The following is a 19,012-nucleotide window of genomic DNA, read 5'->3' on the forward strand; positions in this document are numbered from 1 at the left end:
GCTCAAAGGGCGTTTGCGACGCTGCGGTCGCCGGCGGGGGCTGAGAGAACGAATTGGGCATGACGAACGATCATTGCGCCGTCGCGCGGCGTTCTTTTTTGCGCGCGGCGCTGTTGGGCGGCGCGGCCGCTTTGTCGGCCTGTTCGGTCACCGGCCTCAATCATCCGGAACAGCCCGGCGCGCCGACGCCCGCGCCCGGGCCGACGCCCAACGCCGCGACCTTCGGCAACGGCCCGGTCAAGGTCGCGCTGATCCTCCCGCTCACTCAAGGAAGCGGGCCGAGCGCCGTCGGCGTCTCGATGCGCAATGCGGCGGAACTGGCGATCCAGGAATCGGGCGCGAACGACATTACCGTCCTGGTCAAGGACGACCATTCGACGCCGGACGGCGCGAGCGCCGCCGCCCAGGCCGCGCTCGGCGAAGGCGCTGAACTGATTCTCGGCCCGCTGTTCGCCGCCGACGTCCGGGCCGCCGCCGCAGTCGCCCGGCCGGCGGGCAAGCCGATCATCGCCTTTTCGACAGATCTCTCGATCGCCTCGCACGGCGTCTATCTCTTGTCCTTCCTGGTCGAAGGCTACGTCAACCGGATCATCGATTACGCCGCCGACCAGGGCAGGAAATCCGTCGCCGCGCTCGCGCCGGAAAATGAATACGCCAATGTCGCCATCGGCGCGCTGCAACAGGCGGCGGCGCGGCGCGGCATGCGCGTCGCCCTGATCGAACGCTACAAGCCGGGCGGCGTCAGCGCCGCCGCCGCCCATATCGCGGCGCTCGGCGACCAGATCGATTGCCTTTTCATTCCCGACCAGGCGGGAGCCATGCCGGACGTCGGCCGGGCGCTGACCGCCAACGCAATCGATCCCCGAAAAGTTCAGATCCTCGGCACCGGCCTGTGGAACGACGCGCGCGTCCTCAGCCTGCCCGCGCTGCAGGGCGCCTGGTTCGCCACGCCGGAAAATGCCGGCTTCGTGGCCTTCGCCCAGCGCTATCGCGCCAAATTCGGCTCAGACCCCACAAGAGTGGCGACGCTCGCCTATGATTCGGTGTCGCTCGCCGCCGCTCTCGCCCGCTCGCAGGGCGCGCGGCGCTTTAGCGACGACGTTCTGACCAATCCAACCGGCTTCAACGGCGCCGACGGCGTGTTCCGCTTCAAGCCGGACGGCAGCAACGAGCGCGGCCTCGCCGTCGTGCAGATCAACAACGGCACGATCAAAGTGATCAGCCCCGCGCCAACCTCGCTTTAGGCGCCCGGCAAACGGCTTTACTCCGCTATTTCGCCTGATTTTCCGCTATGATGACGCGCGCGCGAATCAGCGTCTGCGCCCAAGATCGACCGAGGACCATTCGCTTTGACAGCCGCCAACGGAACCGCGCCGGAGCCGAACACCGAGGAATATGGCGCCGGATCGATCAAGGTTTTGCGCGGACTGGACGCGGTGCGCAAACGTCCCGGCATGTATATCGGCGACACGGACGACGGCTCCGGCCTCCATCACATGGTCTATGAAGTGGTGGACAACGCCATCGACGAGGCGCTCGGGGGCTTCGCCACCCTCGTCACGGTGACCCTGAACGCCGACGGCTCCTGCACCGTCACCGACAACGGCCGCGGCATTCCGACCGGCATACATCCGGAAGAAGGCGTCTCGGCGGCCGAAGTCATCATGACGCAGCTTCACGCCGGCGGGAAATTCGATCAGAATTCCTACAAGGTCTCGGGCGGCCTCCACGGCGTCGGCGTTTCGGTCGTCAACGCTTTGTCCTCGACCTTGTCGCTGCGCATCTGGCGGGACGGGCTGGAGCACGAGATCGACTTCGCCCATGGCGAAGCCGTGGCGCCGCTCAAGACGGTCGGCGAGGCGCCGATCGTCGATGGCCGGCACAGGCGCGGCACGTCGGTGACCTTCCTGCCCAGTACCGAGACCTTTTCGCAGATCGAATTCGACTATGCGACGATCGAGCACCGGCTGCGCGAACTCGCCTTCCTCAACTCCGGCGTCCATATCGTCCTGACCGACGCCCGCCACGCCGAAACCAAATCCGAGGATCTTTTTTACGAAGGCGGGCTCGAAGCCTTCGTGCGCTATCTCGACCGCGCCAAGACGCCCTTGATCGGCAAGCCGGTGCAGATGCGCGGCGAACGCGACGGCATTACCGTGGAAGTGGCGCTGTGGTGGAACGATTCCTACCACGAGAATGTGCTGGTCTTCACCAACAACATCCCGCAGCGCGACGGCGGAACCCATCTCGCGGGCTTTCGCGCCGCGCTCACCCGTCAGATCACCTCCTATGCCGAAAGCTCCGGCCTGACCAAAAAGGAAAAGGTCGAACTTTCCGGCGACGATTGCCGCGAGGGCCTGACCTGCGTGGTTTCGGTCAAGGTTCCCGACCCGAAATTCTCATCCCAGACCAAGGACAAGCTGGTCTCGTCCGAAGTGCGCCCCGTCGTCGAGGGCGTCCTCAACGAGGCTTTAAGCCAATGGCTCGAGGAACATCCTTCCGAGGCCAAGACCGTCGTCGGCAAGGTGGTGGAGGCGGCCTCGGCGCGCGAGGCGGCGCGCAAGGCCCGCGAACTGACCCGCCGCAAGGGCGCGCTCGACGTCGCCAACCTGCCCGGCAAGCTCGCCGATTGCCAGGAGCGCGATCCGGCCAAGGCCGAACTTTTCATCGTCGAGGGCGATTCGGCGGGCGGCTCGGCCAAACAGGGGCGCGCGCGCGAATATCAGGCGGTCCTGCCCCTGCGCGGCAAAATCCTCAATGTCGAGCGAGCGCGCTTCGACAAAATGCTGTCGAGCGAGCAGATCGGCACCCTCATCACCGCGCTCGGCGCCGGCATCGGCCATGACGAGTTCAACCTCGACAAGCTGCGCTACCACAAGATCATCGTGATGACCGACGCGGATGTGGACGGCTCCCATATCCGCACTTTGCTTCTCACCTTCTTCTATCGCCAGATGCGGCCGCTGATCGAGCACGGCTATCTCTATATCGCCCAGCCGCCGCTCTTTAAGGTCAAGCGCGGCTCGTCCGAGCAATATCTCAAGGACGAAAAGGCGCTCGAAGATTATCTCATCGGCAATGGCGTCGACGGCGCCGTGCTGCGCTTTGCCCATGGCGAGGAACGCGCCGGCGCCGATCTGCAAGCGCTGGTGGAGGAAGCAAGGCTCGTCCGCAATGTGCTCGGCCAGTTGCACAACCGCTACAACCGCTGCGCGGTCGAGCAGGCGGCGATCGCCGGCGCGCTCAAGCCGACAGCGGCGCTGAGCGACGAGGGGGCGGCCACGCGCGCGGGAGAAATCGCGGCCCGGCTCGATGCGCTTGCCGACGAGGTCGAGCGCGGCTGGGAAGGCCGGGTCGAGAACGGCGCTTATATCCTGACGCGCGAATTGCGCGGGGTGAGACAGGCGATCACGCTCGACGCCGGATTGCTCGCCTCGGCCGAAGCGCGGCGGCTCGACGAACGCGCGGCAAGCCTGCGCCAGGTCTATGCCGAAAGCGCCCTGCTGCTGCGTCGGGGCGATGAAACCCGCATCAGCGGCCCGACCTCCCTGCTCGACGCCGTTCTCGCGGCCGGCGGCAAGGGCGTCAGCCAGCAGCGCTACAAAGGCCTCGGCGAGATGAACCCCGAACAGCTCTGGGAAACGACGCTCGACCGCGACGCCCGCTCCCTGCTTCAGGTGAAGATCAAGGAAGGCGACGAGGCGGAAGATTTGTTCGTCAAGCTGATGGGCGACGTCGTCGAACCGCGCCGCGAATTCATCCAGGACAATGCGCTCAACGTCGCCAATCTGGACGTTTGACGTCCGTTTTTCCTGGCGTTTGATCCAAGTGAGCCAGTCGGCGGACCGCCCAGGCTTTGTTCAACGGGCTTGGTTCAACGGGCTTGGTTCAACGGGCTTGGTTCAACGGGCTTGGGCCGCCGCCAACGGCAAGGCGCACGCGATTGACCGCGGCCCGAGGATCCGACGGCGGCCGCCAGAACTCGTAAGCGACGGCCTGCCGCACTATATCCGACACTGTCCGGACTTCGCCAAGGCGCCGCATGTCGCCGGAAAGCAACATCGTGCTTGAAGCGGATGGGACCGAATCGCGGCGAAGCGGGTTGTGGCAACGGACGGGGTTTCGCGGCCCCGCCCGAATGGTCACCGCCAAAAGAAGGATCGTCGCCATGCAGGAAATGGAAATTCAGGACTATGCGCGCCGCCTGTTCGACGCCCATGGGACCAAAGCCATCGCCGAGGCGGCCCAGAAGGCTTCTTCTTTCGAAGAAAAGGGCAAGCCGGACGAAGCCAGGACGTGGCGCCAGATCGAGGCGGCCATCAAGCTGATACGCGGCCCGAACGCAAGCTAAAGAACCGAACGCGCCAGTTCGGGCGGCCCGGCTCGCCATCGTCCGATGGCGAGCCGGGCCGTCCGTCGTCATGATCTGCAAAGATGCGTATGCAGGCGCGGCGCTTGCCCGTTCGCGCTGCGCGAGGCAGGTTGCGACGGAATCGGACGAGACGGGGCGATGATGGATGACAGCGGCGCCATTCTGCGCGAGGCCCTTTCCTGGGCAAGGAAGGGCCGGAAGGTCGCGCTGGCGACGGTTGTCTCGACCTGGGGGTCGTCGCCGCGCGCGGCAGGCTCCAGGCTCGCCGTCGATGAAGACGGTCACATGATCGGCTCCGTCTCCGGCGGCTGCGTCGAGGGCGAGGTTCTCGCCAATGCCGAAGACGTCATGCGGACGGGCCGGCCGGCGCTGCTGGAATTCGGCGTCAGCGACGGCACAGCCTGGTCTTTGGGCCTCGCTTGCGGCGGCAGGATCGAAATTCTGGTCGAAAAGTTTCGTGACCGGCCTGAATTTAATCAGATCGTCGAGCAACTCGACCGAGGCGAGGAAACGGCGGCGCTGGTCGCCCTCGACAGCGGCGAAAGGCGCCTGGTCGAGGGCGATACTCAATTCGACGAGGCGAGCCAGAGCCTTGTCGCGGCGGCGCTCGCACGCGGCGTGGAGACGGCGCTGGACGGCCCGGCCGGAAAATTCTTTCTCGAATTCTGGCGCCCGCCCCTGAGCCTTATCATCGTCGGCGCGGTTCATATCGCCCAGGCCCTGGCGCCGATCGCGGCGGCGGCGGGCTATCGCGTCGCGCTGGTCGATCCGCGGCCGGCTTTCGCCACGCCGCAACGCTTTCCCGGCGTTGCGCTCCACACGGAATGGCCGGAGGATTTTTTTGCCAGAATTCGTCCCGACTCGCGCTGCGCCATGGTGGCGCTCACCCATGAGCCAAGGATCGACGACGCCGCCCTGATCGCCGTCTTGCGCAGCCCGGCCTTTTACATCGGCGCGCTCGGCTCGCGCGGCTCGGCCGAAAAACGCCGGGAGCGCTTGCGGGCGAAAGGCTGTTCGGAAGCCGAGCTCGCGCGAATCCACGGGCCCGTCGGCCTTTGCATCGGCGCGGCGTCGCCGCCGGAAATCGCCATAGCGATCGCTGCGGAAATGACCGCGGTCCTGCGACAGGCGCAGGCGCAAAGTCTTGGGAGCGCGGCGGAATGAAATTCGTCACCCTCGCCATAGAGGAAGCCTGCGGCGGCCTGCTCGCCCATTCCATCCGTCGGGCCCAACTTTTGATCCCCAAGGGACGAATACTTGCGCCGGACGACATTTCGCGCCTGCGCGCCGCTGGCGTCGCTAGAGTGCAGGTCGCGCTGCTCGACCCGAAGAAGGATGTTGCGGAAGACGCCGCCGCCGCGCGGGTCGCGCGCGCTTTGGCAGGTTCCGGCGTCATCGCCGGCGAGGCGCGCGCCGGCCGTTGCGATCTCCACGCCGCCTTTTATGGCTTGCTGCATTTCGATCCGCGTCGCGTCGACGGGTTCAATCATGTCGACGAGGCCATTACGCTTGCAACCTTGCCGCCGCATGAAGTGTTCGAGCCGGGAGAGAGGATCGCCACGATCAAGGTCAATCCCTATGCCGCGCCGGAAAGAGTGGTCGCCGCCTGCGAAAAAGCGGCGGCGCCGCTCAAAATCCTACCCTTTCGGCCGCATCGCGTCGCGCTGATCCAGACGCTCGCGCCGGGGCTGAAGGCGCAAACGCTGGAAAAGACCACTCGCCATACCCGTGACAGGCTCATGGCGCTCTCCAGCGCATTATGCGCCGAGCTGCGCGTCACGCATGAGGAAAAGACCCTTTCGCGCGAAATCGCGGCGCGCGGCGCCGCAGGCGACGATCTCATCCTGATTGCCGGCGCCTATTCGACCGTCGATCGCAAGGACGTCGTTCCGGCCGCGCTGGAAAAAGCGGGTGGCCGCGTCATTCATTTCGGCATGCCGGTGGACCCCGGCAATCTCCTGCTTCTCGGCGAGTTGGGCGGGACGCCCGTGATCGGCATGCCCGGCTGCGCGCGCGCGCCGCAACTCAATGGCGTCGATTTCATCCTGCGGCGCCTTCTCGCCGGCCTGCCCGTCGGGCGGGCCGACATCATGTCGATGGGCGTCGGCGGCCTGCTCCGCGACCGGCGCGCGAATGCCAAGACAAAACGGGCCGCGCCGCCCCGGATCGCGGCCATCGTTCTCGCGGCCGGCCGGTCACAGCGCATGGGCGCGAACAAGCTCACCATGACGCTGGACGGCAAGCCCCTGGTCCGCCATGCGGCGGACACCGCGCGCGCGGCGGGAATTGAAACAATCGTGGTCGTGGTCGGACATGAGGCCGAAAAGGTCCGCGCCGCCCTTGCCGGCTGCGACGTCGCATTCGTGTTGAACGAGGATTACGCCCAGGGGCTTTCCACTTCGCTCAAAAAAGGCGTCGCCGCTTTGCCGCGGGAGCTCGACGGGGCGATGATCTTTCTCGGCGACATGCCCGACATCGATCCGGCCATGATCGCGCGGATGATCGCGGCCTTCGATCCGCGCGAGGGCAGCGCCATCGTCGCGCCACGCTGCAGAGGCCGGCTCGGAAATCCGGTGCTGTGGGGACGGGCCTTTTTCCCGCTGATCCTGGAGCGGACGAGCGGCGACGCCGGCGCCAAACAGCTGATCGGCCGTTATGGCCAATGGGTCGCTGCAATCGACGCCGGAGACGACATATTCACCGATCTCGACACCGCCGAGGCGATGAACGAGAGGCGCCGCCTCGGACCCGACCCCGCCAGCTCCATCTGATCGGAGGCCGGCGCCGCCGCCTGCGTCAGCCGGTAATCAAAATCGCCCGGAAATCATTGACATTGGTGAGGGTCGGGCCGGTGACGACCTGATCGCCCAGGCGTTCGAAAAAGCCGTGCCCGTCATTGTCGGCGAGACTTTCCCTGGCCTTGACGCCCAGACTTTCCGCGCGCGCCAGCGTGTCGGGGGCCACGATCGCTCCGGCAACCTCCTCGGCGCCGTCGACGCCGTCGGTGTCGCCGGCGATGGCGTAGACCTTCGGCAGGCCGTCGAGATCGATGGCGAGCGCGAGCAGGAATTCGACATTGCGGCCGCCCCGGCCTTTTCCGTGCAAAGTCACCGTCGTTTCGCCGCCGGAAATGAGGACGCAAGGGGCTGGAGCCGGCTGGCCGTGCATGACGACCTGGCGCGCAATGCCGCTCATCACCCGCCCGACTTCCCTCGCCTCGCCTTCGAGGGCGTCGCCGAGGATCAGCGGCGCGACCCCGGCGGCGCGGGCGATTTTCGCCGCGGCTTCGAGCGAAGCCTGCGGCGTGGCGATCATCCGCACGGAATGATGCGCGAAAACGGGGTCGCCGGGTTTCGGCGTTTCCGCGGCGGGATTGTTCAGGAGCGCCAGCACCGAAGGCGGCGCTTCAATACAATAGCGCCGCAACACCTCGCGCGCCTGCGCGAGCGTGCTGGGATCCGGGACGGTCGGGCCCGAGGCGATGATCGCAGGATCGTCGCCCGGCACGTCCGAAATGATCAGCGAAACAACCTCGGCCGGCGCGGCGGCCGCCGCCAGCCGGCCCGCCTTGATGGCGGAAAGGTGTTTGCGCACGCAATTCATGTCGTCGATGTTGGCGCCGCTGCGCAGGAGCGCCCGGTTGATCGCCTGCTTGTCGGCAAGTTCGATTCCCGGCGCCGGCAGGGACAGAAGCGACGAGCCGCCGCCGGAGATCAGGCACAGGACGAGGTCGTCGGGCGTAAGCCCCCGCACCATGTCCAGAATTCTTTGCGCCGCGCGCTCGCCCGCTTCGTCGGGGACGGGATGGCTCGCCTCGACAACCTCGATGCGGTCGAGCTTGCCGACGCCATAGCCGTAGCGGGTGACGACCAGACCTTCGAGCGGCTTGTCGGACGGCCAATGCGCATCGACGGCGCGCGCCATGGAGGCGGCCGCTTTTCCCGCGCCCACCACGATGGTTCGGCCGGCCGGAGGCGCGGGAAGGCGCCGGGGGATGACGATGTCCGGCGCGGCGGCGGCCACCGCCGCGTCGAACATTTGTCGCAGGAGCGCGCGCTCATCCATGACGAATCCTCCCCGGACGGCTCTTTGCGAACCTTATCCCTTTTTTGCTCCCAGGCCGCGCCACCAGCGGCGCCAGCGGCGATGAACGATCCCCGACGGGCGGCTGAGGCTGTCCGATCCCATGAATCGCCCCTGCCCGCGGCATTTTGCGAGAAATCAAGGCGACGCGTCCTCCCGCGGTGAAAATAATCACGCCTGGCGGTCGCGCGGAAGAACGAAACCGGGCATTATGCCGGAAAAGAACCGGCAAGGGAGAGAAGCGATGTTCCAGATTCGCATTCATGGCCGGGGTGGGCAGGGCGTGGTCACCGGGGCGGAAATGCTCTCCGTCGCCGCTTTCATCGAGGGCCGCCACGCCCAGGCCTTCCCGAGTTTCGGCTCCGAACGCACGGGTGCGCCGGTCGTCGCCTTCTGCCGCATCGCCGACAAGGAAATCCGCCTGCGCGAGCCGGTCCAGGACCCGGATTGCGTGATCCTCCAGGACCCGACCCTGCTGAAGGTGATCGACGTCTTTTCCGGCCTGAGCGAAAAAGGCTATCTGCTGGTCAATACCAACAAGGCATTCGACGAGCTGCATTTGCAGAGCATCGCCGCAAAATTGCCGCCGGGCCATGCGGTGATCGTGCCGGCGACCGATCTGGCGCTCAAACATGTCAAGAGGCCCGCGCCCAACGCCGCCTTGCTCGGCGCCTTCGCCGCGCTGACCGGCCTCGTTCGTTTCGAAAGCGTCAAAAGCGCCATCGCCCGGGCCTTTCCCGGCAGAATCGGCGAGGCCAATATCGCCGCGGCGCAGGAGGCTTACGACCTCGCCTCGAATCCGGAACGCGCCATGACTGTGTGAGGAGCGCCGATGCTGAAGCAAATCGAAGGTTCGCACGCCATGGCGGAAGCCATTGCGCTTTGCCGTCCGGAAGTCATCTGCGCCTATCCGATCACGCCGCAGACCCATATCGTCGAAGGGGTCGGCGAGCTGGTGAAGACCGGCGAATTGGAAAATTGCGAATTCATCAATGTCGAAAGCGAATTCGCCGCGCTTTCGGTGGCCATCGGCGCCTCCGCCGCCGGCGCCCGCGCCTATACCGCCACCGCCTCGCAGGGCCTGCTGTTCATGGCCGAAGCGGTGTACAACGCCGCCGGCCTCGGCTTGCCAATCGTCATGACCCTCGGCAACCGGGCGATCGGCGCCCCGATCAATATCTGGAACGACCATTCCGACGCCATGTCGATGCGGGACGCCGGCTGGATTCAGCTCTTCGCCGAAACCAACCAGGAAGCGGTCGATCTGCACATTCTCGCCTTCCGCCTGGCGGAAGAGCTGTCGATGCCGGTCATGGTCTGCGTCGACGGTTTCATTCTGACCCACGCCTTCGAGCGCGTCGACGTTCCCGACCAGGCGCAGGTCGACGCCTTTCTGCCGCCCTATGACCCTGTGCAGGTGCTCGACCCGGAAAACCCCGCCTCCATCGGCGCCATGGTCGGCCCCGAGGCTTTTACCGAAGTCCGCTTCCTCGCCCATTACAAGCAGCAGCAGGCCCTGCGGCTGATCCCCGCCTTTTCCCAGGATTTCGCCAAAATTTTCGGGCGCGCGGCGGGCGGCCTGCTGAGGCCCTATCGCATCGAGGACGCCGAGACGATCGTCGTCGCCATGGGCTCGGTCTGCGGCACGATCAAGGACGTGGTGGACGAAATGCGCGACGACGGCGTGAAAATCGGCGCGGTCTGCATCGTCTCCTACCGGCCGTTTCCGGTGGAGGAGCTGCGGCAAATCCTTTCGTCGGCCAAAGATGTGGTGGTGGTCGAAAAAAGCATCGCCGTCGGCGTCGGCGGGCCTCTGGCCGACAATATCGACGGCGCCTTGCGCAATCTCGACAAGCCGCCAAAACTTCATTCGGCGATCGCCGGTCTCGGCGGCCGTCCGATCATGCGCGCGAGCCTGCGCCGCCTTTTCCAAATGGCGGTCGAAAGCCCGTGGGAGGGCGCGCATTTCCTCGATCTCAACGAACATGTCGTCGGGCGGGAAATCCATCGCGTCCGCAAGACCCGCCGTTCGGGATCGACCGCCGAGAACATTCTGCGCCAGCTCGCCATGGCGAGCGAATTGCCGCCGGGCTGAGGGAGACGGCCATGACCGAAGCCAATACGCTTCCTCCGGATGAAGCGCCGCAAAAATTGAAATATTATCAGAAGGGCACGTTCACTGTCGGCAACCGCCTGGTTTCGGAAGACGAGCGCGCGGTCCAGGCATCGCAGGACCGCTCGAACGCCTTGACCAGCGGACATCGCGCCTGCCAGGGCTGCGGCGAGGCCCTTGGCGCGCGCTATGCGATCGACGCGGCCATGCGCGCGACCGGCGCCGATCTCATCGCGGTGAACGCCACCGGATGCCTTGAGGTTTTCACCACGCCCTATCCTGAAACCTCCTGGCAATTGCCCTGGCTGCATTCGCTGTTCGGCAATGCCGCGGCGGTCGCGACCGGGGTCGCCGCGGCGATGCGGGTGAAGAAGAAGAACACGAGAGTCGTCGCCCAGGGCGGCGACGGCGGCACCACCGACATCGGCTTTCAGTGCCTGTCGGGCATGTTCGAGCGCAACGACGACGTGCTCTACATCTGCTACGATAATGAAGGCTATATGAACACGGGCGTGCAGCGCTCCTCCGCCACGCCGCCCACGGCGCGCACCGCCACCACGCCGGCCATGGGTCCGGAGCCGGGCAATGTGTTCGGAACCGGCAAATTCGTGCCGAAAATCGCCGTCGCCCATAATATTCCCTATGTCGCCACGGCGACGGTCGCCGATCTCCACGATCTGGAGCACAAGGTCATCAAGGCCATGTCGATCCACGGCGCCCGCTATATCCAGATCAGCGTGCCCTGTCCGCTCGGCTGGGGCGCGGCCTCCTGCGACACGATCAAACTGGCGCGGCTCGCGGTGGAATGCGGGCTTTATCCGATTTTCGAGGCGGAGCACGGCCGCGTCACCCACGCGCGCAAGATCAGGAGACAGGTCCCGGTGCGCGAATATCTGAAATTGCAGAAGCGCTTCGCGCATCTGTTCCGCGACGGCGTGGACGATCCGCGCATCCTGCATCTGCAGGCGATCTGCGACGCCCATATCGCGGAATACGGCCTTCTGAGCGAGGACGACGAACTTTCGGGAGTCCCCAATGGAGCATGATTTCGCGGTCACTCTGGACGTCGGCTCGTCGCTCGCCAATCACACCGGCTCCTGGCGGACCTTCCGGCCGGAATATGTCCACCGCCTGCCGCCCTGCAACGACGCCTGCCCGGCGGGCGAAGACATCCAGGGCTGGCTGAGTTTCGCCGAGGGGGGCGAATATGAAGCCGCCTGGCGGGCGCTCACCAGAAACAATCCGCTGCCGGCGGTGATGGGGCGGGTCTGTTATCACCCTTGCGAAACGGCTTGCAACCGCGCCCAGATCGATTCCGCCGTCGGCATCAATTCGGTCGAGCGTTTTCTCGGCGACATGGCGATCGCCAAGGGCTGGCGCTTTACGCCGCCGGCGCAAAAGAGCGGCAAAAAGGTGCTGGTCGTCGGCGCGGGGCCCGCGGGGCTTTCCGCCGCCTTTCATCTCGCTTTGTTCGGGCATGAGTCGACTATTCATGAGGCCGGCCCCGCCCCCGGCGGGATGATGCGCTTCGGCATTCCAAAATATCGCCTGCCGCGGGACATTCTCGACGCCGAAGTCGCGCGCCTCAAGGATCTCGGCGTGACCATCGAATATGATAGCAAGGTCTCCGACCTGCAGGCGACGGTCCGGGATGGCGGTTTCGACGCCGCCTTTCTCGCCGTCGGCGCCCATATCGCCAGGCGCGCCTATATTCCCGCGGGCGAAGCGGCGCGGGTGCTCGACGCGGTGCAGGTTCTGCGCTCGATGGAGGGCGAGGACAAGCCGCTGCTCGGGCGCCGCGTCGTCGTCTATGGCGGCGGCAACACCGCAATCGACGTCGCGCGCACCGCGAAGCGCCTGGGCGCGGAGGAAGCGATCATTGTCTATCGCCGCACCCGCGAGAAAATGCCGGCGCATGATTTCGAGCTTGAGGAGGCGCTCGAAGAAGGCGTGATGATGAAATGGCTCTCGACGATCAAGAATGTCGAAGCCGGCGCGATCACAGTCGAGAAGATGAAGCTCGACGACAAGGGCTTTCCGCAGCCGACCGGCGAATTCGAAACGCTGGAAGCGGATTCCGTCGTGCTGGCGCTCGGTCAGGACGTGGATCTGTCCCTGCTCCAGGGCATCCCGGGCTTAGAGATCAAGGACGGCGTCGTCCAGGTTGGCCCTGATATGATGACCGGCGCGCCGGGGATTTTCGCCGGCGGCGACATGGCCCCCTCCGAGCGCACGGTGACGGTCGCGATCGGCCACGGCAAGCAGGCGGCGCGCAATATCGACGCCTGGCTGCGCGGCGAGGCTTTCGCGCCGCCGCCGCGCCATGAGCTGGCGTCCTTCGACAAGCTCAACGCCTGGTATTACGGCGAGGCGCCCAAGACGGTGCGGCCGATGCTTGAAATTGCGCGCCGCTCCTCGACGTTCGAGGAAGTGGTCCAGGGCCTCGACGAAAGCAATGCGCTTTACGAGGCGCGCCGCTGCCTGTCCTGCGGCAACTGCTTCGAATGCGACAATTGCTACGGCGTCTGCCCCGACAATGCGGTGATCAAGCTCGGGCCGAACAAAGGCTTCCAGTTCAATTACGATTTCTGCAAGGGCTGCGGCGTCTGCGCCACCGAATGTCCCTGCGGCGCGATCGCCATGGCGCCGGAGGAAATCTGACGCGGGCCCTGGCGAGCCGAAAACGCCCGGGACGGGCCCGCCGATCACGCTGCTCGCGTCTGGTCCCGTTTCGGCCCGCTTGACGCGAGCATGTGCTGCAATAGATCGATCGGAACCGGAAAAACGATCGTCGAGTTCTTCTCGCCGGCGATGTCCTGCAGGGTCGAGAGCAGCCGCAATTGCATCGCTTCGGGCGTGTTGGCCAGCATTTCGCCGGCCTGGACCAGCTTTGCCGCGGCCTGCTGCTCCGCCTCGGCGCCGATGATCCGGGCGCGACGATAACGCTCCGCCTCCGCCTGGCGCGCGATGGCTCGAATCATGCTCTCGTCGATATCGACGTGCTTGATCTCGACATTCGACACTTTGATCCCCCAGGCGTCGGTCTGGGCGTCCAAAATCGCCTGGATGTCGCTGTTGAGCCGATCGCGTTCCGCAAGCATCTCGTCCAGTTCATGCTTGCCGAGCACCGAGCGCAGCGTCGTCTGCGCCAATTGGCTGGTGGCGAACATGAAATCCTCGACCTGCAGCACCGATTTGTCGGCGTCGACCACCCGGAAATAGATGACCGCGTTCACCTTGACCGACACATTGTCGCGCGAGATCACGTCCTGGCTCGGCACGTCATGCACCAACAGGCGAAGATCGACCCGCACCATCTGCTGGACGACCGGAATGATAATGATCAGGCCGGGCCCCTTCACGCCGGAAAACCGTCCGAGCGTGAAGACGACCGCGCGCTCATATTCGCGCAATATCCTGACGGCCGTCAGCACGACGGCGACGACAAGGGCGAAAATGATCAGATAGGCGCCCAGTTCAGTCACATTTACAGGCATGGCGGCCTCCTCCTAGAGCAGCGTGCGAAAAAGTGGATGCCGGTTTTTCGTAAAAAACGCTGCGAAAACAAAGAAATGTAGAGCCGGCTGCGCTTCGATTGAATCGCACCCCGCTCTACGATCCGTTTGACGATGGACGCTCGGCTTCGACCAGCAGCGTCAGTCCGCGCCGTTCGACCACGCTAACGCATTGTCCGGGCGCCAGAACCGTCGCTGCCCGCGCGCGCCAGCGTTCGCCATGAACGCGGATTTCTCCCTCGAAATCGCGCCAGGCGAGAACCTCGCCGATGTCGCCGAGCAGGCCCGGATCGCCGGTCGCCACGCGACGGCGTTGCGCGCGCCATATCGCCGACAGCGCCACGAGAATGAATGCCGCGCTCACGGCGGTGGCAGCGCCGATCACGCCCAAGGGCAGGCGAAAACCCGGGGCGTCGCCGTGGATCAGCAGCAGACTGCCGAGCGCGAAAGCAACGACGCCGCCGACGCCGAGCGCGCCGAACGACGGAACGAAAGCTTCCGCGGTCATGAAAGCGAGGCCAAGGAGCAGGAGGCCCGCGCCGGCAAAGCTGATGGGCAGGAAATTCAACCCGTAAAGGCCGACCATCAGAGCGACGCCGCCGATGACGCCGGGGGCGACGCCGCCGGGACTGATGAATTCGAAGAACAGCCCGTAGAAGCCAACGAGCAGCAGCAGATAGGCGATCGTGGGATTGCTGATGGTCGAGAGGAGGTTTGCGCGCCAATCGGGCTCGATTTTTGTCACGATGGCCCCGGCCGTATGCAATTTGAAATCGCGATCGCCGACGCGGACGACCCGGCCGTCGGCTTCGCGCAGGAGTTCGGGAACGTCCCTGGCGCTCAGCTCGACGACGCCGAGCCGGAGCGCTTCGGACGCCGTCAGCGTGGCGGCCCGCCGCACCGCCTGCTCCGCCCAATCGACATTGCGCCCCCTTAATTCAGCCAGGCTTTTGATATAGGCGGCCGCATCGTTGACCGCTTTTGTAGCGGCCGCATCCGCGACGGGCTTTTCTTTGCCCTTGTCGGCCCCCTCGTTCCCGCTGAAGATCGACCCGAGCTCCACCGGCGTAGCGGCGCCGAGATGCGTGCTTGGCGCCATGGCCGCGAGATGGCTCGCATAGACGATATAGGTTCCAGCGCTGGCCGCGCGGGCGCCGATGGGGCTGACAAACGATATAACCGGGACAGGCGACTGGAGGATTCCTCGAATGATGTCGCGCATCGACGATTGCAGTCCTCCCGGCGTGTCCAGGGTCAACACGACCGCCGCGGCGTTGCGGCGCGCAGCTTCCCGCAGGCCGTCGCGCACATATTCCGCCGTCGCCGGGCCGATCGGCCCCTCGACGCCCAATTGCACCGCCCCGCCTTCGACGGGCGCGGGCGCCGATCGCGCATTCGCCGCCAGCGCAAGCGCGGCGGCGAAAAGGATGAAAAACTTTCTCGTCATGCTCCCCGTTGCGCATCCGGCGCGAGGCAATGCTCCCGAAATGAGCGTGACGCGCGGGCGCGGCACGGGACTCCCTTCACGATTCGTCAACACGGCGCTGGATGTCTTGTTCCCGCCGGCCATCCAAAATCGGCGCGCTTCGACCGGAAGGAGGCTCGGGGTTCGCCTTGGCTCGGAAAAGGCGGAACCGGGCTGGGATCGACAAACTTGTATGAGCGCCGTCGATGAATAGGATGAGGGGGAACGACCCGGCGGCAGGCAATGCGCATGAACGACACCGATGACGGCGCGGCGCCGGAATTTCCCAAAGAGCGGATCCAGGTCATTGCGCCGCCGCTGCAAAGGTTCATTCACACCGAAACCGCGGGCGGACTGGCGCTTCTGTTGGCCGCGATCACCGCATTGGCCCTGGCCAATTCGGCCTTCGGGCCGTCTTTCGATTCAATATGGCGGACGACCATCGGCCTGAATGTCGAGGACGTCGCCTGGGCGCATTCGCTGCGCCATTGGATCAACGATGGCCTGATGACGATTTTCTTCTTCGTCGTCGGACTCGAAATCAAGCGTGAAATGGTCGGCGCTGAATTGCGCGAACTCAAGGTCGCGACGCTTCCGATCGCCGCCGCCATCGGCGGCATGGCCGTCCCGGCCGCGATTTATCTCGCGCTTTCATCCTTCGTGCTGGAGGCGAATCCCCAGTCGCCCTCGGGCTGGGGCGTCGTCATGGCGACGGACATCGCTTTCGCGGTCGGCTGCATGGCCCTGCTTGGCCGGCGTGTTCCAGTCCGCCTGCGGGTGTTCATTCTCGCCTTGGCGATCGTCGACGATATTGGCGCGGTGGTGGTCATCGCCGCCGGCTACAGCCAGTCCTTGAATTTGATTCCAATCGCCGCCGCGCTCGGCGGCATTCTTCTGACGACCCTGATGCGATGGTTGGGAATCCGCGCCATCGGCGCCTATTGGTTCGTCGGCGTGCTGACCTGGGCGGCGCTGCATCAATCGGGCGTGCATCCGGCGCTGGCGGGCGTCGTGATCGGCTTGATGACCCCCGCGCGCCCCTGGATCGAAAACGGCCGGCTCGACCATTTCCTGAAATGGGCCCTCGGCGTCGCCCCCGAAGCGCTGGAGCCGGAATTCGCGCAGAAGCCGAAGCCGGTGCGAAAAAAGCTCGCCCGCGCCGCAACGGAGAGTCTTTCGCCCTTGCAGCGCCTGGAGGACACGCTTCATCCCTGGTCGGCGTTTCTGGTGCTGCCGCTGTTCGCTTTGGCCAATGCCGGCGTCGCCGTCTCGATCGGCGCCCTGTCCGAGCCGATCGCGATTGCGATCGTCGGGGGCCTCGCTCTGGGGAAGCCTATCGGCATCATCGCATCGTCCTGGCTCGCCGTGAAAAGCGGCCTCGCCCGCAAGCCGGACGACGTGACCTGGCCGATGGTGGCGGCAGCCGGAATGCTCGCCGGCATCGGCTTCACCATGTCCCTGTTCATCGCCAATCTGGCTTTCGACGCGGAGGCGCTCCAATCGGCCAAGGTCGGCGTTCTCGCCGCCTCGCTGATCTCCGGCTCGCTCGGCCTGGCCCTGCTCTGGATGGTGACGGCAAAACGCGCCTGAACGCGCCATCCCTCCATGAACGGGAGAGCGGTTGAGACTGCAATACGACGCCAAATCATACCAAAGGCGCTTTGCACGGAGGGCGCTCGTCTTCCGTCAACCTCGTTCGCCCGGAACGCCTCCAGGCCATTACGCCGAATTGGCGCGCTATATGCGTGATAGCCGTCAGATCCGGCCTTCTTTGTCGGATTTCAAACGTCGAACCATACTAGGAGCGTATCGTGCCCTCGTTGCAAGAAGTCCGTACCGTCGTAACATTGGCGCCCGCGAAGCCTGTCGGATTAGCCGATTTGGGAGCGCCTTTGGTCGACGCCACCGTGGTCAAGAAGGGGCGCGTGCACGAGTTCGCGCAAGTTCTGACGGACGGAAAAATTGGCCGTCGCTTCCAGGACCTTCGCGTCATCGCGATCAATACAGTCGAGGCTGGGGTCCCTTCCGCCAAATTGTTCGTCCAGTTCGAGGTATTCGGCGACAACACGGCGGCGCCTGCAAACGGGGCCGGGTTCGAAGCAGTCCTCTACGCCGGCGCGCAGCAACTGGCCAGCCTGTCATCGAGCAGCCTGTTCCTTCCCTATGCCGATTTCTGGTACCCGAACCGCTTCGTGTTCGAAATGCCGATGGCAGACTTCGATCGGGCCGATCGTTGCGAATTCATCGCGAAATCGGAAGAGGTTTGCAGTCTCTAGCCTTTTGGGAAGCGATCGATCCAATAATAGCTTCATCGAAATGGCTTGACGCCGGTCCTGATGGATGACGCGCGGCGGACCGCCCGAAGCTCGTTCAGCTTTGGGCGGTCCACGATCGGATCGCGATATCCATAGCGTGGCGCTTCGCAATCGCTCGCGATCATGTGCGGCTTACTTCCGAACTTTCGGGGGACGGCCAATGGCATGGACATTGCTCGTGACTTGGCCTTGGAACCATCTCTACGTTTCCTCCCGGAGCAAGAGCGCGGTGACGCCGAGCGTCAGACGATTCGTCCATAAAGCCAGGTCGCCATGAGTCTCGATTTGATCCGGCTCGGCAAGCTGCTTTCCCTCGCCGGCAGCGATAACGAGAGCGAAGCCATAGCAGCCGTTCGGAAGCTCAAGGACCATCTTTCCTCCGAGGGTCTGAGCTTTACCGATCTCGGCCAGACGCTCATCGGGCAAGGGGAAAGACGTTCCGATGGCGGGCAGAGGCCGCAGGCGCGCGAGCCCGCCACGAACACATTTACCGACGAAACCGGCGTCGTGTGGCCCAGTCGGCGGGCTTACGAAAAATATCAGGCGGCGGCCGCAGCGCGCCGGGAGGACGACTGGCGGAAAACCGAGACCGAGCGCAATGAGGTGATCGCCCGATATGGGTCGCGCGAAGCGGCGCTGGCGAGAAACGATCGCGAGCAAATGCTGCACGACGCCACGGCTGATCTGCTGGTTCGGTGTGAGCCGGACACCAACCCGCCCGGGCGATGGCACGCCAGTCTCGGCGGCTGGGACCGCAGCAGTTTCGTCCCCCTGTCCCCGACCGTCATGGCCCGGATCGAGCAGGCTTTTCCCCTGCCGAAAACCGTGCGACAGGCGAAAGACGAATTCGATTATTGGAAGCAGAGATCGAACGAACTCGAGATGCTCATGGGCCGGCCCGAGGATAGCCAGCTCGATCTGCCGGCGATTTGTCGGGCGCAGCGCGTTCAGGCTCTCTATGAGCACGAGCTGCCGATCCGCTCGATCGACGATCTGCACCTGCGCCTGCAATTTACCGTGAAACCCGAATGGACGGACGATACCGGCAAGGCTCTTCCGGACATCCTTGAAGCCTTCGAAGCGCTGATTGTTGCGCCGCCATAGTTGCGGAGAGCCAGATGCGTGAAAGCTGTCCTGCCGTCTAGAAAC

General features: G+C 65.0%; 15 protein-coding genes. 12 read left to right on the top strand and 3 right to left on the bottom strand.

Translation table 11 applies throughout. The annotated features are described in order from the left end of the window. Positions 1-59: 59 nt before the first annotated feature. The 5 genes from K2U94_RS00165 to K2U94_RS00185 all read left to right on the top strand — a co-directional run bounded on the left by K2U94_RS00165 (position 60) and on the right by K2U94_RS00185 (position 7,143). Complete coding sequence (locus tag K2U94_RS00165) at positions 60-1,244, top strand: penicillin-binding protein activator (RefSeq protein ID WP_243065281.1); 1,185 nt, start codon at positions 60-62, stop codon at positions 1,242-1,244. A gap of 105 nt (positions 1,245-1,349) precedes the next feature. Next, positions 1,350-3,800, top strand: a complete 2,451-nt coding sequence (gene gyrB / locus K2U94_RS00170; protein ID WP_243065282.1) for a DNA topoisomerase (ATP-hydrolyzing) subunit B — start codon at positions 1,350-1,352, stop codon at positions 3,798-3,800. Between the two features lie 368 nt (positions 3,801-4,168). Next, complete coding sequence (locus tag K2U94_RS00175) at positions 4,169-4,351, top strand: hypothetical protein (protein WP_243065283.1); 183 nt, start codon at positions 4,169-4,171, stop codon at positions 4,349-4,351. 159 nt (positions 4,352-4,510) lie between these two features. After that, complete coding sequence (locus tag K2U94_RS00180; RefSeq protein ID WP_243065284.1) at positions 4,511-5,536, top strand: XdhC family protein; 1,026 nt, start codon at positions 4,511-4,513, stop codon at positions 5,534-5,536. Continuing rightward, entirely contained in the window at positions 5,533-7,143 is a 1,611-nt protein-coding gene (locus K2U94_RS00185) for an NTP transferase domain-containing protein (protein ID WP_243065285.1), read from the top strand. The genes K2U94_RS00180 and K2U94_RS00185 overlap by 4 nt, the downstream gene beginning before the upstream one ends. A gap of 25 nt (positions 7,144-7,168) precedes the next feature. Here the strand turns inward: K2U94_RS00185 and K2U94_RS00190 are convergent, their stop codons facing one another. Further along, complete coding sequence (locus tag K2U94_RS00190) at positions 7,169-8,437, bottom strand: glycerate kinase type-2 family protein (protein ID WP_243065286.1); 1,269 nt, start codon at positions 8,435-8,437, stop codon at positions 7,169-7,171. Positions 8,438-8,699: 262 nt separating this feature from the next. Between K2U94_RS00190 and K2U94_RS00195 the strand changes: the two genes are divergently transcribed. From K2U94_RS00195 to K2U94_RS00210, 4 genes are read left to right on the top strand one after another with little or no spacing between them, the layout of a single operon-like run. Further along, the gene (locus K2U94_RS00195; protein WP_243065287.1) at positions 8,700-9,278 is read left to right on the top strand and encodes a 2-oxoacid:acceptor oxidoreductase family protein; all 579 of its coding nucleotides are present in this window, start codon (positions 8,700-8,702) and stop codon (positions 9,276-9,278) included. A gap of 9 nt (positions 9,279-9,287) precedes the next feature. After that, positions 9,288-10,550, top strand: a complete 1,263-nt coding sequence (gene porA, locus K2U94_RS00200; protein WP_243065288.1) for a pyruvate ferredoxin oxidoreductase — start codon at positions 9,288-9,290, stop codon at positions 10,548-10,550. Between the two features lie 11 nt (positions 10,551-10,561). Next, positions 10,562-11,614, top strand: a complete 1,053-nt coding sequence (locus tag K2U94_RS00205; RefSeq protein ID WP_243065289.1) for a thiamine pyrophosphate-dependent enzyme — start codon at positions 10,562-10,564, stop codon at positions 11,612-11,614. Beyond that, the gene (locus tag K2U94_RS00210) at positions 11,604-13,229 is read left to right on the top strand and encodes an NAD(P)-binding protein (protein WP_243065290.1); all 1,626 of its coding nucleotides are present in this window, start codon (positions 11,604-11,606) and stop codon (positions 13,227-13,229) included. The genes K2U94_RS00205 and K2U94_RS00210 overlap by 11 nt, the downstream gene beginning before the upstream one ends. Before the next feature lie 44 nt (positions 13,230-13,273). Here the strand turns inward: K2U94_RS00210 and K2U94_RS00215 are convergent, their stop codons facing one another. Together K2U94_RS00215 and K2U94_RS00220 are read right to left on the bottom strand one after the other, a co-directional pair. Next, positions 13,274-14,065, bottom strand: a complete 792-nt coding sequence (locus K2U94_RS00215) for a slipin family protein (RefSeq protein WP_243065291.1) — start codon at positions 14,063-14,065, stop codon at positions 13,274-13,276. 115 nt (positions 14,066-14,180) lie between these two features. After that, entirely contained in the window at positions 14,181-15,530 is a 1,350-nt protein-coding gene (locus K2U94_RS00220) for an NfeD family protein (protein WP_243065292.1), read from the bottom strand. Between the two features lie 267 nt (positions 15,531-15,797). On the opposite strand from K2U94_RS00220, the gene nhaA reads away from it, so the two are divergent. The 3 genes from nhaA (at position 15,798) to K2U94_RS00235 (ending at position 18,967) form a co-directional block, all read left to right on the top strand. Then, the gene (nhaA, locus tag K2U94_RS00225) at positions 15,798-17,138 is read left to right on the top strand and encodes a Na+/H+ antiporter NhaA (RefSeq protein ID WP_243065293.1); all 1,341 of its coding nucleotides are present in this window, start codon (positions 15,798-15,800) and stop codon (positions 17,136-17,138) included. Between the two features lie 302 nt (positions 17,139-17,440). Continuing rightward, entirely contained in the window at positions 17,441-17,824 is a 384-nt protein-coding gene (locus K2U94_RS00230) for a hypothetical protein (RefSeq protein ID WP_243065294.1), read from the top strand. A gap of 312 nt (positions 17,825-18,136) precedes the next feature. Then, positions 18,137-18,967, top strand: coding sequence for a hypothetical protein (locus K2U94_RS00235; protein WP_243065295.1), 831 nt, complete (start codon positions 18,137-18,139; stop codon positions 18,965-18,967). Positions 18,968-19,012 lie beyond the last annotated feature (45 nt).

It is taken from the genome of Candidatus Rhodoblastus alkanivorans (assembly GCF_022760755.1).
GTDB lineage: Bacteria > Pseudomonadota > Alphaproteobacteria > Rhizobiales > Beijerinckiaceae > Rhodoblastus > Rhodoblastus alkanivorans.